The sequence below is a fragment of the Dyella sp. genome, from assembly GCF_051962475.1.
Taxonomy (GTDB): Bacteria; Pseudomonadota; Gammaproteobacteria; order Xanthomonadales; family Rhodanobacteraceae; genus Dyella_A.
Genome location: NZ_JBQCCF010000032.1, coordinates 59,922 through 72,551 on the forward strand (window position 1 = coordinate 59,922; position 12,630 = coordinate 72,551).

A 12,630-nucleotide genomic window follows, 5' to 3' on the forward strand; every position below is an offset into this window, starting at 1 on the left:
ATTCCGGCCGGTACAGGGCTACAAAGTCGCGGAAGTATAGACGTTGGCTGCAAGCAGCGACAACCGCGCGGCACCGTGGCGACCCGCCGCAGTGGCCGCTTCCGGCACGGCAGGTTCTTGCGCTTTAGAACAGGCTCTTGAGGATGTGGATGCCGGCGCTGTACTCGCCGATCAGCGTGCCCACGCTGACCAGGAAGAAGTTGAGCAGGGTGCGTGCCACGCGGTTTTTCCACCAGCCGCTCCAGTGGCCGACCTGGTCGCGCAGCGTCTCGAAGTCGCCCACGCGCGGCTTGCGTACCCAGGCCTCGGCCATCGCGCTAATGCCGCCCGCGGGGATGCCGGGGCGGAACGGCTTGATCGGTGCGGCGACGAAGGCGGCCGCGATGCTCAGCGGATGCCCGCCGGCCACCAGTGCGCCAAGGGCAGCGAAGCCGCCGGTGAACAGCACCCAGTTCATCAGTACGTGCGTACCCAGCGCCGTGTTGCGATGGAAGGCGTAGGCGATCAAGGCGAACACGGCGATCACCAGCCCGACGGCCACCCATTTCGGCCAGCGTGCCTTGGGCGGCGTCTGTGCCAGCGTGGCGACGGTGGTGGCCGGATCGTCCTGTCCATCGCGCAACTGGGTTGCCAGACCCTTGAGGTGACCTGCGCCGATCACTACCAGCACGCGGCGCGATTCGTCGCTCGCATCGCGCGCGGCTTCTTCGCGCAGTCGTGCGGCCATGTAGGCGTCGCGTTCGGCGATCAGGCTGCGATAAAGCGGCTCGGACTGGCTGGCGAAGTCGCTGAAGGCGCTCTCCAACAGGTCGCTCTGCTTGAGCTTCTCGATCTCGTGTTCGGCGATGTCCTCGCGATCGAACACGCTGGCCAGCAACCCGCCCAGCAGGCCGAAACGCTGCCAGAAACCGACGCTGCGCCAGGCGCGCTTGAGCGTGGTGCCGACGTCGCGATCGACCACCCACAGCGGCGTGCCACGCGCTTCGGCACCATCCATTGCCGCCTTCATCTCGGCGCCGGGCTGAATCCCATACTGGTCGGCCAGGCGCTGCTGGAACGAGGACAGCACCAGGCTCGCCGCCACCATGCCGGCCTTGCCTTGGCGGATCACCTGGAACAGGTCGGTTTGGCGGAACGCGTCCGGGTCGCGCATGCCCTGGGCCCGGCTCTCGCACAGCTCGATCGCCACGGCGTGGAAGCGTTCGTGCGCCAGCATGGCGTTGACCGCATCGACGCTCGCCCGCGACACGTGCGCCGTACCCAGCAGCACGTATTCCACGCCATCGCGCTGCACGCGCTCGATCGGTTGATCGACGAGCGCCTTGGGCAAGGGTTCGCGCAGGGCGTCGGTGGGAATCGCGTCAAGGTTCATGCGCGGGGCAGATCCATCAGGGGGAAGTCCAAGCATGGGGACCGTGCCGCGCCCCGACAAGCGGGACCTGCGGCACGGTTCAGCCAGGGCCGCCGATCAATCGCGGAATCGCTTCAGCAGATCGCCGTAGGCGTCGATGCGGCGATCGCGCAGGAACGGCCAGATCCGCCGCACGTGCTCGCTGCGCGCCATGTCGATCTCGACGATCAGCAGCTCGCGCGCATCGGTGCCCGCGCGGGCGAGGAATTCGCCCTGCGGACCGGCGACGAAGCTGGTGCCCCAGAACTGGATGCCTGCGCCCACGCCCGACGGATCCGCTTCATAACCGGTGCGGTTGCACGACAGCAGCGGCAACCCGTTGGCCACCGCATGCCCGCGCTGCACGGTGACCCACGCCTCGCGCTGGCGATCTTTCTCGTCCTGCGCGTCGTTCGGATCCCAGCCGATCGCGGTGGGGTAGAGCAGCAGTTCGGCGCCGGCCAGCGCCATCAGGCGCGCGGCCTCCGGATACCACTGGTCCCAGCACACCAGCACGCCGAGGCGGCCGACCGACGTGTCGATCGGATCGAAGCCCAGGTCGCCGGGGGTGAAGTAGAACTTTTCGTAGAACGCCGGATCGTCCGGGATGTGCATCTTGCGGTACTTGCCGGCGATCGCCGCCGCGCGATCGAACACCACCGCGGTGTTGTGGTACAGCCCGGTGGCGCGCTTCTCGAACAGCGAGGCAACCACCACCAGCTTGAGCTCCTCGGCGAGCTGGCCGATGCGCGCAGTGCTGTGGCCGGGAATCGTCTCGGCCAGGTCGAACTCGTCCACCGACTCGCGCTGGCAGAAGTACGGCCCGTTGTGCAGCTCCTGCAGCAGCACCAGCTCGGCGCCGGCGGCGGCCGCTTCGCGCAGGCCGGCCTCGATCGCGTCGAGGTTGGCGTCGCGGCTGCCGCGATGGGTTTCCTGCAGCAGGGCCACCTTGAGGGTCTTGCGGGTCATGTCGGGAATCCTGTGTCGTGGAGCGTCGTCAGTCAGCCGACCAGTCCGGCCGGCAGCTGCATGGTGATGCAGTGCAGGCTGCCGTTCTGCCAGATCAGCGGGCGGCACGGCACCTGCACCACCTCGCGGCCCGGATGAGCCTGGCCGATGATGCGCGCCGCCGCGTCGTCCGCCGCGTCGCCGTAGGCCGGCACCAGCACGGCACCGTTGACGATCAGGTAGTTCGCGTACGACGCCGCCAAGCGGCGGCCTTCATCCACGATCGGCCTGGCCCACGGCAGCGGGTGGAGCGTGTACGGCTTGCCGTCCATGGTGCGCAGCGCGGCCAGCTCATCGGCCATGCGCTTGAGCTCTTCAAAGTGGGGGTCGCTGGCGTCGTCGCAAGCCTGGAACACGATGCGGTCGCCCGGAGCGAAGCGGGCGAGGGTGTCGATGTGCGCGTCGGTGTCGTCGCCTTCGAGGTAGCCGAAGTCCAGCCACAGGATGCGCGAGGCGTGCAGGCTGTCGCGCAGGATCGCGCTCATCTCATCGCGCGACTGCTCCGGATGGCGCTGGGTGAGGCAGCGCCAGGTGGTGAGCACGGTACCCGCGCCGTCCGATTCCACGCCGCCGCCTTCCAGCGCCCAGTCCACGCGCTTGTGTGCGGCGTGACCGAACACGCCGGCCTGCACCAGTCCGGCGATCAGCGCGTCGTCCTGCTCGGCACCGAACTTGCCGCCCCAGCCGGTGAAGCGGAAGTCGGTCAGCTGGAAACCGTCGGCGCCGTCGCGCAGGGTGATCGGGCCGGAGTCGCGCAGCCAGGTGTCGTCGTACGGCAGCTCGACGAAGCGCACGCGCGCCAGGTCCGCCCCGGCGGCGCGGATCAATCCCTCGGCATGGCTATGCAGGTCGGCATCCGGCGCCACGATCACCAGCGATTCGAAGCGCGTCACCGCGGCGGCCAGCGCAGCGTACGTCGTCTCGACCGAGGCCAGGCGCTCGGCCCAGTCGGTGTCGGCATGCGGCCACGCAATCAGCACCGCGGCCTGCGGTTCCCATTCCGCCGGCAGGCGCAGGGTGGAGTCGTTCATCGGGGGAGTTCGCACGTCGAAGAAAACACAGACGGCGAATTGTAAGGCACCGGCCGTGCCGGTGACGCGGCCCCGGGACAGCGCCCGGGGCCGGTGGCGATCAGTTCATCGCCGACGGATTGGTGTTGTTGCCGGCCGGCGTGTTGAGCACGGCATGGATCACGTGGCTCTTCTCGAAGTACACGATGAACTGTGCGTAGTCCCAGCGGTTGATCACCGGGTGCTTGGCGCTGTCGCCGCCGCGCGGGGCGAGCTTGCGCTGCGGCGCGCCGTACTTCTTTTCCACCTGCGCCATGCTCATGCCGCGGCTGGGCAGGTTCATGTCCTTTTCCTGCTGCACGCGGTGGATGAGCAGGTTGTCGCCGCGGGCGAAGGCCGGAGCGGCGGCGCCGATGGCCAGCAAGCCGAGCAACGCCAGGCCGAAACGATGGTTGATCATGATCCCCTCTCCCACGAGTGCTTGTCCCGCGCCGTTTTAGCAGAAGCCATCGCGCTTAGCCACGGCGTTTTGCGGCGTTTGCGATGGGTTGGGCGTTCGCCAGCGGCTATCATGTCCGGCTGCGGGCGCGCGACGCGCCCGGAACGGAACCTTCGCCTGCATGATCGCCTTTCGCCACTTCGCCCTGCGCCGCGGCAGTCGCTTGCTGCTCTCCGACATCGATCTGGTCATCCAGAGCGGCTGGCGGCTGGGCGTGATCGGGCGCAACGGCTGCGGCAAGTCCAGCCTGTTCGCCGCGCTGCAGGGCCAGTTGGAAGGCGATGCGGGCGAGCTGGACATGCCCGGCAAGCTGCGCCTGGCCTCGGTGGCGCAGGAAACGCCCGCGCTGCCGGACCTGGCCATCGACTACGTGATGGGCGGCGACGAGGAACTCGCCGCCGCGCTGCGCGACGAAGCGGACGCGCAGGAGCGCGGCGATACCGATGCGATGGCGCGCGCCCACCACCGCATCGAGGAGCTGCACGGCTACGACGCCCGCGCCCGCGCCGGTCGCCTCATGCATGGCCTGGGCTTTTCGCCTGAGACGCATGAGCGCGCGGTGCAGGAGTTCTCCGGCGGCTGGCGCGGCCGGCTGAACCTGGCTCGCGCGCTGATGTGCCCGTCCGATCTGCTGCTGCTCGACGAGCCGACCAACCATCTCGACCTCGACGCCGTGCTGTGGCTGGAAGAATGGCTGCGCCGCTACCAGGGCACATTGATGATCATCTCGCACGACCGCGAGTTCCTCGACGGCGTGATCACCCACACCCTGCACCTCAACGAGGGCCGGGCCAAGCTCTACACCGGCAACTACAGCGCGTTCGAGCGCCTGCGCGCCGAGCAGCTGCGCCAGCAGCAGATCAGCTTCGAGCGCGAACAGGCCGAGCGGGCGCATTTGCAATCCTTCATCGACCGCTTCAAGGCCAAGGCCAGCAAGGCCAAGCAGGCGCAGTCGCGCATGAAGCGACTGGAGAAGCTCGCCGGCACCGAGGCGGTGCGCGCCGAGCGACCCTTCAGCTTCAGCTTCCCGCAGCCCGAGCGCGTGCCCGACGCGATGCTGCAGCTGGGCGAAGTGCGTGCGGGCTATCCGCTGGAGTCGGGCGACGGATTTTCCACCGTGCTGGACAACGTCGGCTTCAGCATCGAGGCGGGCGAGCGGATCGGCCTGCTCGGCCCGAACGGCGCGGGCAAGTCCACCCTGGTCAAGACCCTGGTCGGCGAGCTCGAACCGCTGGCCGGCGAGCGCAAGGTGCATAAGGATCTGAAGATCGGCTACTTCGCCCAGCACACGGTGGAGAGCCTGCGCGCCGGCACCAGCCCACTGGATCATCTGCAGATCAAGGCGCCCGGCGTGGCGAACCAGGTGCTGCGTGACTTCCTCGGTACCTGGAATTTCCCCGGGGATCGCGCGTTCGAGTCGGTCGATGGCTTCTCCGGCGGCGAGCGCGCGCGCCTGGCGCTGGCGCTGATCGCCTGGGACAAACCCAACCTGCTGCTGCTCGACGAGCCGACCAACCACCTCGATCTGGAAATGCGCGAGGCGCTGGCCGACGCGCTGGCCGACTTCGACGGCGCGCTGGTGCTGGTGTCGCACGATCGCCACCTGCTGGGCATGGTCTGCGACAGCTTCTGGCGCGTGGCCGACCGCGTAGTCGAGCCGTTCGATGGCGACCTGGACGACTACGCAAAGTGGCTGCGTTCGCGTGGCGCCGCCAACAAGAAAGCCGGCAAGGCCGCCGCGGCGGAGAAGCCCTCGGCGCCCGTCGAAACGCCGGAAGAGCGCCGCCGCAACGCGGCCGCCCAGCGCGAGCAGGACAAGGCCTCGCGTTCGCGTGTGAAGAAGATCGAGACCCGCGTGGCGACGATCGACACCGAGCTGGGCAAGCTGGAGGCGAAGCTGGCCGACCCGGCCATCTACAACGGCTCGACAGCGGAGCTGATGAAACTTGGCCAGCAACAGGCCGAGCTGCGCCGCGAAAAGGAAACGCTCGAGGCCGAGTGGCTCGAACTGTACGAACAGATCGAAGCCTGAGGCCGCGGCGCGATGACTGAGCCCGCCCCGCTCGAACTCTGGTTGCCGGCGCTGGCGCGCTTCGTCCCCGATCATCCGCTGCGCGCCTGGCTGGCGCGCGCCGATCGCCTGCCGGACGGTCCGCGCGGCTACCTGGCCGGGCTGTCGCATTTCTTCCGCACCGAGCCGTCCGGCATGCCTGCCGCCGCGCTGCTGCGCGAACACGCGGCGCACGATGCCGAGGGCGCCTCCTGGCTCAGCGCCGATCCGTGCTGGGTGCAGGCCGAAATAAACGGCGCGCGCCTGCTGGCGTGCGGCCAGCTGGGTCTTTCGATGGAGGAGGCCGAGGCGCTCGCCGCGCCACTGCGTCCGGTGTTCGATGAGGCCGGCTTGGCGCTGATCGTCACCGCGTCCGACCGTTGGCAGTTGCGGCTGACGCTCGGCACGGAGCTGCCCACTTTTGCCGCGCCCGAGCAGGCGCTGGGCGAAGACCTGTTCCAGCACCTGCCGCAGGGCGCCGCGGGCAAGCGCTGGCGCGTGCTGATCAACGAAGTGCAGGTGCTGCTGCATCAGCATCCGGTCAATGCCGATCGACGTGCGCGCGGCCTGCCGCCGGTGAACAGCCTGTGGCTGTGGGGCGGCGGGGCATTGCCGTCGCGAATCGAGTCCATGCATGGTCAGGTGATCGGTGCCGATCACCTGCTGATGGCGCTGGCCGCGAAGGCCGGCGTGACGGTGTCCGCGCGCAGCGAGGCCTCGGTCCGTGCCGCCCGTCGTGGCGCACTGGTCGACCTGCAGGATCTGCCTGTGGCCGAGATCGAGCAGGTCTGGTGGCCGGCGATCGAGACGCTGTTGCGTGGACAGCCGGTGCAGCTGAGCTTTGCCAGCGGCGAGCGCTGGCGGCATCGCCCGTTGCACCGCTGGCGACTGTGGCGGCGCGCACGGTGAGCTTGCGGCTGCGGCGGCGCGACCCGAAAGGACGTCCGGACGGCTGGCAGTCCGACGTGCACCCGGTGCTGCAGGCGGTGTACGCGGCGCGCGGCGTGCTCTCACCCGTGCAGGCCGAGCACCGGCTGGCACACCTGCTGTCGCCCGCGGCGTTGGGCGGCATGACGCAGGCGGTGGACTTGCTGATCGAGGCGATCCGCGGGCAGTGGAGCATCGTGGTGGCGGGCGACTACGACTGCGACGGCGCCACCGGCACCGCGGTGGCGCTACGCGGCCTGCGCCTGCTCGGCGCCACGCGGGCGACCTACGCCATCCCTAATCGCTTCGTCCATGGCTACGGGCTGAGCGCGGCGCTGGTCGAATCCTTGCAGCCCACGCCGCAGCTGATCATCACGGTCGACAACGGCGTGGCCAGCGTGGCGGGCGTGGCGGCGGCCCGGGCGCGCGGCATCCGCGTGCTGGTCACCGACCACCATTTGCCGGGCGATCAATTGCCCGCTGCCGACGCCATGGTCAATCCGAACCTGCGCGGGGACGGTTTTCCCAGCAAGGCGCTGGCCGGCGTCGGCGTAATGTTCTACCTGCTGCTGGCGGCCCGAGCGGCGCTGCGCGAGCAGGGCGCCTTCGCCGCTGGTGCCGAGCCGGATCTGTCCGTCCTGCTGGATCTGGTGGCACTGGGCACGGTGGCCGATCTGGTGCCGCTGGATTTCAACAACCGCGTGCTGGTGGAAGCTGGAATCAAACGCATCCGCGCCGGCCGTGCCTGCCCCGGCATCACCGCGTTGATCGAGGCTGGCAAGCGCAGTGTCAGTGGCATCTGCGCCAGCGATCTTGGCTACGTGGTCGGACCGCGCCTCAACGCCGCCGGCCGGTTGGAAGACATGAGCCTGGGCGTCGAGTGCCTGCTCAGCGACGACCCGGCCCGCGCGCAGTTGCTCGCCGCCGAGCTGGACCGCATCAACCGCGAGCGTCGCGACCTGCAGGCCGCCATGGTGGCCGAGGCCGAACTGATGGCAGCCGACGCGCGCACGATCGACGCCGTGGGCGTGGCCCTGTACGAGCCGAGCTGGCACGCCGGCGTGGTCGGGCTGGTGGCTTCGAAATTGAAAGAGCGCCTGCATCGGCCGGTGATCGCGTTCGCCCCCGCCAGCGAGGACAGCCCGCACGAGCTGCGCGGCTCGGCCCGTTCCATTCCTGGGTTTCACGTGCGTGATGCGCTGGTGGCTGTCGACGCGCGGCACCCGGGGCTGATCGAGCGTTTCGGCGGACACGCCATGGCCGCCGGCCTGAGTCTGCGCGCGGCGGACTTCGATCGTTTCGCTGCGGCCTTCGATGCCATCGCCCGCCAGTGGCTGGGCGAGGAGGCGCTACAAGCCGTGCTCGATACCGACGGCGAACTGGCACCTGAGCACTTCACGCTGCAACTGGCCGGCCTGCTGCGCCACGCCGCGCCATGGGGTCAGGCGTTTCCCGAGCCGCTGTTCGACAACGTGTTCGAGTGCCGCACCTGGCGCGTGATGGGCGAAAAGCATTTGCGCCTCGACCTGCGCGATCCCCGCGACGGCCGACTGCATGAAGCGGTGATGTTCAATGGCTACCGAGGCGCTGCGCCGCCCCCGGTGCTGCGCGCGGCCTACGAACTGGGCATCAACGACTGGCAGGGGCGCGAGAGCCTGCGCCTGCTGCTGCGGCATATCGAGCCGGCCTGAGTCATCTTCACGCGGCACCGCTTGCGTTGGCGCGCGCGGCGGGTTTCGATGGTGGCCCCGAGGCTAATCGGAGCACGCCCATGATCGAACAGATGACCGACCTGCCTGCCGGCGTCCTCGGTTTTCGCGCCCGCGGCCAGGTTACCGCCGCCGACTACGAAAACGTGCTGGTGCCCGACGTGGAGGCGGCGTTCGCGCTCAATCCCAAGCTGCGCCTGCTTTACCACTGCGGCGACGACTTCACCGGCTTCGATGCCAGGGCGGCCTGGGACGACGCCAAGCTCGGCTTGCGCCACTTCAGCGGCTGGGAGCGCGTGGCGCTGGTGACCGACGTGGGCTGGCTGCGCCTGGCCGCCCGGACCATGGGCTTTGCGATACCCGGCGAATTCCGCCTGTTCGGCAACGCCCAGCTGGACGAGGCGAAGCAATGGCTGCTCGCGCCTTAGGACCGGATAGCCGTCCAAAAATAAATCTTGCGCCGCAACAAGAGTCGTGATCTAGTCGGTCCATGTCGACCGTCCACGCCCGCACCATGAACCTCGCCGATGCTCCGCATCGCGCGCCGGCGTGCGTGGCCAAGGGCCTGAATAACCGCAATGGCAATAACCATCGCCTCACCGGGCGGGCCATCGCGTAGACACAAGTTTCAGCTCCACACACGCGAAAAAGGCCCGCCCAGTGCGGGCCTTTTTCTTTTACGGCCATGGATGGCCGGTATGCCGGAATGGCAGGGGCAAATTCCGGCGCCACACCACGCGCATTGAGAGGGGAAAGGCCATGTGTTCGATCTTCGGAATGTTCGACCTGCAGCCAGGCGACGACCTGGCCGCCTTGCGCCGGCAGGCGCTGGAACTGTCGCAGCGCCAGCGCCATCGCGGCCCGGACTGGAGCGGGGTCTACGTCGACGCCGGGGTGATCCTGGTGCACGAGCGCCTGGCCATCGTCGACCCGGCCAGCGGCGCGCAGCCGCTGCGCTCGCGCGACGGCGCGCTGGCGCTGGCGGTGAACGGCGAGATCTACAACCACCGCGAACTGCGCGCGGCCAGCAAATACGATTTCACCACCGGCTCGGACTGCGAAGTGATCAACGCGCTGTACCGCGACCTCGGTGGCGACGCCTTTGTGCGCGAGGGGGTGAGCAAGCTCAACGGCATCTTCGCCTTCGCGCTGTGGGACGGCGCCAGCCAGCGCTACGTGATCGCCCGCGATCCGATCGGCGTCTGCCCGTTGTACTGGGGCCATGACGGGGAAGGGCGGCTGTGCGTGGCCTCGGAGATGAAGGCGCTGGTGGGCGTGTGCAACGATGTGGCCGCATTCCCGCCCGGACACGTCTACGACAGCGCCACCGGCGAATTGCATCGCTACTACGTGAAGCCCTGGCGCGAACATGAAGCCACCAAGGGCAGGGGGCCGGAGGGCCTGCGCGAGGCCTTCGAGCAGGCCGTGCATCGCCAGTTGATGACCGACGTGCCCTATGGCGTGCTGCTCTCCGGCGGCCTGGATTCCTCGCTGGTGGCCGCCTGTGCCGCCCGCTTCGCCCGCGAGCGCATCGAGGACGACGATCGTTCCGAGGCCTGGTGGCCGCGCCTGCACTCGTTCGCGATCGGCCTGGAAGGCTCGCCCGACCTCGCCGCCGCGAAGATCGCCGCCGACGCGCTGGGCACCGTCCACCACGGCTTCGTCTACACCTTCTGGGAGGGGCTGGACGCGGTTCCGGAGGTGATCCGGCATCTGGAGACCTACGACGTCACCACGATCCGCGCCGCTACGCCGATGTATCTGCTGGCGCGCCGGATCAAGGCGATGGGGGTGAAGATGGTGCTCTCCGGCGAGGGTTCGGACGAGCTGTTCGGCGGTTACCTGTACTTCCACAAGGCGCCGTCGGCCGAGGCCTTCCACGAGGAGACCGTGCGCAAGCTCGATGCTCTGCACAGCTACGACTGCCTGCGCGCGAACAAGGCGATGATGGCCTGGGGTGTGGAAGCGCGCGTGCCGTTCCTGGATCTGGAATTCATCGACGTGGCGATGGGGATGGACGCGGCCCACAAGATGGCCGGGACCATGCCGGACGGAAGCCGAAAAATCGAGAAGCACGTACTGCGCGCGGCGTTCGATGGCGCACTGCCGAAGGAAATTCTGTGGCGGCAGAAGGAGCAGTTCTCCGACGGCGTCGGCTACGGCTGGATCGACGGGCTGAAGGCGCACGCCGAGCAGGAGGTGAGCGATCGCGAGTTCGCCGCAGCCGCCTCGCGCTTCCCGTTCAATACGCCGGCAACCAAGGAGGCCTATTTCTACCGGCGCATCTTCGAGCAGTTCTATCCGGGCGAGGCTTGCGCGGCGACGGTGCCGGGTGGCAAGTCGATCGCCTGCTCGTCGCCGGCGGCGCTGGCCTGGGATCCGGCCTTCGCGGCTGCGGCCGACCCGTCCGGCCGGGCGGTGCGCGGAGTGCATGCCGACGCGCTGGCCTGAGCGGTTTGCTATCCTTGCGTGCTTTGACTCCGGCGGCGCGCCAGCGCCGCCCCACCACCTGGTTGAATCATGATCGAGACCAATCCGATCCTTGCGCAGATCGCGGACCTTTCCGGCCGCGTCGAGTCGCTTAGGGGGTATATTTGACTACGCCACCAAACGTGAGCGCCTCGAAGAAGTAAGCCGCGAGCTGGAAAATCCCAACGTCTGGGACGACCCGGCCCGCGCCCAGGAGCTGGGCCGCGAACGCGCCCGCCTGGACACCATCGTCAACGGCATCGACCGGCTCACCTCCGGCCTCACCGACGCGCGCGAGCTGGTCGAGCTGGCCGCCGCCGACGGCGACGAGGACACCGTGGCATCCGTGCAGAAGGACGTCTCGCGCCTCGACGCGGAGGTGAACAAGCTGGAATTCCAGCGCATGTTCTCCGGCAAGATGGATTCGGCCAACGCCTTTGTCGACATCCAGGCCGGCGCTGGCGGCACCGAGGCGCAGGACTGGGCCGAGATGCTGCTGCGCATGTACCTGCGCTGGTGCGAATCGCGCGGCTGGAAGACCGAGCTGATGGAAGTCTCCGGTGGCGACGTGGCCGGCATCAAGTCCGCCACCTTCCGCGTCGAGGGCGATTACGCCTACGGCTGGCTGAAGACCGAAATCGGCGTGCACCGCCTGGTGCGCAAGAGCCCGTTCGATTCGGACAACCGGCGCCACACCAGCTTCACCTCGGTGTTCGTGTCGCCGGAAGTGGACGACGACATCGAGATCGACATCAATCCGGCCGACCTCAAGACCGACGTGTACCGTTCGTCCGGCGCCGGCGGCCAGCACGTCAACAAGACCGAGTCGGCCGTGCGCATCACGCACATCCCGACCGGCGTGGTGGTGGCCTGCCAGAACGGCCGCAGCCAGCATGCCAACCGCGACACCGCGATGAAGATGCTCGCCGCCAAGCTGTACGAGCTGGAGGTGCAGAAGCGCAACGCCGAGAAGGACGCGCTGGAAGCGACCAAGTCCGACATCGGCTGGGGCAGCCAGATCCGCAACTACGTGCTCGACCAGAGCCGCATCAAGGATCTGCGCACCGGCATCGAGCGCACGGACACGCAGAAGGTGCTCGACGGCGACCTGGACGAGTTCGTCGAGGCCAGCTTGAAGTCGGGTCTGGAAGCCGGCTCCAAGCGCGTTGATGCCTGATCCGGACACGCTTCGTTTCCCGAATCCCGCGAGGAGGTACCTATGAAGCGTGAAATGATCCTTTCGTTGTCTGCCGTCGCCCTGTCATTGGCTTGTGCCGGTACGGTCGCCGCCCAGTCGACCAAACAGGCGATCAAACACGACGCCAAGACCGCCGGTCACGCCGTCGGCGACGGTGCGCGTGAAGTCGGCCATGCCACGCGCGACGTGGCGATCAAGGTCGGTCATGGCGCGCGCGACGCCGGTCGCGGCATCGGCAAGGGCGCGCGCGAGGGCTGGGACGCCACCAAGCACGGCTTCAAGGAAGTGTTCCACAAGGGCGGCTAGGCAAACGCCGCCCTCCACGACCCATCGACCGGCATCGCGTGCATGCATGCCACCCGTAACGGAA

At 68.4% G+C, this 12,630-nt stretch carries 12 protein-coding genes; 8 read left to right on the forward strand and 4 right to left on the reverse strand.

Features of this window, described 5'->3' with window-relative positions; genetic code table 11:
- Positions 1-124: 124 nt before the first annotated feature.
- From ACTHJF_RS06920 to ACTHJF_RS06935, 4 genes are all read right to left on the reverse strand, one after another.
- Positions 125-1,372: a TraB/GumN family protein gene (locus ACTHJF_RS06920; RefSeq protein WP_440266463.1), complete on the reverse strand. Its 1,248-nt coding sequence runs from the start codon at positions 1,370-1,372 to the stop codon at positions 125-127.
- 96 nt (positions 1,373-1,468) lie between these two features.
- Complete coding sequence (locus tag ACTHJF_RS06925) at positions 1,469-2,359, reverse strand: carbon-nitrogen hydrolase (RefSeq protein ID WP_440266464.1); 891 nt, start codon at positions 2,357-2,359, stop codon at positions 1,469-1,471.
- A 32-nt stretch (positions 2,360-2,391) separates the two neighbouring features.
- Positions 2,392-3,429: an agmatine deiminase family protein gene (locus ACTHJF_RS06930; RefSeq protein WP_440266465.1), complete on the reverse strand. Its 1,038-nt coding sequence runs from the start codon at positions 3,427-3,429 to the stop codon at positions 2,392-2,394.
- A 100-nt stretch (positions 3,430-3,529) separates the two neighbouring features.
- On the reverse strand, positions 3,530-3,868 hold the full coding sequence (locus ACTHJF_RS06935) for a hypothetical protein (protein ID WP_440266466.1): 339 nt from the start codon (positions 3,866-3,868) through the stop codon (positions 3,530-3,532).
- Positions 3,869-4,028: 160 nt separating this feature from the next.
- Here ACTHJF_RS06935 and ACTHJF_RS06940 point away from each other — a divergent pair, with 160 nt between their 5' ends.
- The 8 genes from ACTHJF_RS06940 (at position 4,029) to ACTHJF_RS06975 (ending at position 12,566) form a co-directional block, all read left to right on the forward strand.
- The gene (locus ACTHJF_RS06940; RefSeq protein ID WP_440266467.1) at positions 4,029-5,939 is read left to right on the forward strand and encodes an ABC-F family ATP-binding cassette domain-containing protein; all 1,911 of its coding nucleotides are present in this window, start codon (positions 4,029-4,031) and stop codon (positions 5,937-5,939) included.
- A 12-nt stretch (positions 5,940-5,951) separates the two neighbouring features.
- A complete protein-coding gene (locus tag ACTHJF_RS06945; RefSeq protein ID WP_440266468.1) occupies positions 5,952-6,866 on the forward strand; it encodes a phosphoglycerate mutase in 915 nt (304 codons plus the stop codon).
- Positions 6,867-6,868: 2 nt separating this feature from the next.
- Positions 6,869-8,575: a single-stranded-DNA-specific exonuclease RecJ gene (gene recJ, locus ACTHJF_RS06950; protein ID WP_440266522.1), complete on the forward strand. Its 1,707-nt coding sequence runs from the start codon at positions 6,869-6,871 to the stop codon at positions 8,573-8,575.
- A gap of 80 nt (positions 8,576-8,655) precedes the next feature.
- Complete coding sequence (locus tag ACTHJF_RS06955) at positions 8,656-9,021, forward strand: STAS/SEC14 domain-containing protein (protein ID WP_431636987.1); 366 nt, start codon at positions 8,656-8,658, stop codon at positions 9,019-9,021.
- Positions 9,022-9,083: 62 nt separating this feature from the next.
- A complete protein-coding gene (locus ACTHJF_RS06960) occupies positions 9,084-9,212 on the forward strand; it encodes a hypothetical protein (RefSeq protein ID WP_440266469.1) in 129 nt (42 codons plus the stop codon).
- Positions 9,213-9,352: 140 nt separating this feature from the next.
- Entirely contained in the window at positions 9,353-11,044 is a 1,692-nt protein-coding gene (gene asnB / locus ACTHJF_RS06965) for an asparagine synthase B (protein WP_440266470.1), read from the forward strand.
- Between the two features lie 69 nt (positions 11,045-11,113).
- Positions 11,114-12,239 (forward strand): peptide chain release factor 2 gene (gene prfB / locus ACTHJF_RS06970; protein ID WP_440266471.1). Its coding sequence is split into 2 segments (ribosomal slippage): positions 11,114-11,188 and positions 11,190-12,239, totalling 1,125 coding nucleotides; the frame shifts between segments, so codons are not numbered across the junction.
- A gap of 42 nt (positions 12,240-12,281) precedes the next feature.
- The gene (locus ACTHJF_RS06975; RefSeq protein WP_440266472.1) at positions 12,282-12,566 is read left to right on the forward strand and encodes a hypothetical protein; all 285 of its coding nucleotides are present in this window, start codon (positions 12,282-12,284) and stop codon (positions 12,564-12,566) included.
- The last annotated feature ends 64 nt before the right edge of the window (positions 12,567-12,630 follow it).

What these genes read in the sequence shown, in the direction of transcription:
- ACTHJF_RS06975 (WP_440266472.1), top strand. Translation starts at nt 12,282, where the DNA reads ATGAAGCGTGAAATGATCCTTTCGTTGTCTGCCGTCGCCCTGTCATTG.
- ACTHJF_RS06925 (WP_440266464.1), bottom strand. Translation starts at nt 2,359, where the DNA reads ATGACCCGCAAGACCCTCAAGGTGGCCCTGCTGCAGGAAACCCATCGC.
- ACTHJF_RS06935 (WP_440266466.1), bottom strand. Translation starts at nt 3,868, where the DNA reads ATGATCAACCATCGTTTCGGCCTGGCGTTGCTCGGCTTGCTGGCCATC.
- ACTHJF_RS06955 (WP_431636987.1), top strand. Translation starts at nt 8,656, where the DNA reads ATGATCGAACAGATGACCGACCTGCCTGCCGGCGTCCTCGGTTTTCGC.
- ACTHJF_RS06940 (WP_440266467.1), top strand. Translation starts at nt 4,029, where the DNA reads ATGATCGCCTTTCGCCACTTCGCCCTGCGCCGCGGCAGTCGCTTGCTG.
- ACTHJF_RS06930 (WP_440266465.1), bottom strand. Translation starts at nt 3,429, where the DNA reads ATGAACGACTCCACCCTGCGCCTGCCGGCGGAATGGGAACCGCAGGCC.
- ACTHJF_RS06960 (WP_440266469.1), top strand. Translation starts at nt 9,084, where the DNA reads ATGTCGACCGTCCACGCCCGCACCATGAACCTCGCCGATGCTCCGCAT.
- ACTHJF_RS06945 (WP_440266468.1), top strand. Translation starts at nt 5,952, where the DNA reads ATGACTGAGCCCGCCCCGCTCGAACTCTGGTTGCCGGCGCTGGCGCGC.
- asnB (WP_440266470.1), top strand. Translation starts at nt 9,353, where the DNA reads ATGTGTTCGATCTTCGGAATGTTCGACCTGCAGCCAGGCGACGACCTG.
- ACTHJF_RS06920 (WP_440266463.1), bottom strand. Translation starts at nt 1,372, where the DNA reads ATGAACCTTGACGCGATTCCCACCGACGCCCTGCGCGAACCCTTGCCC.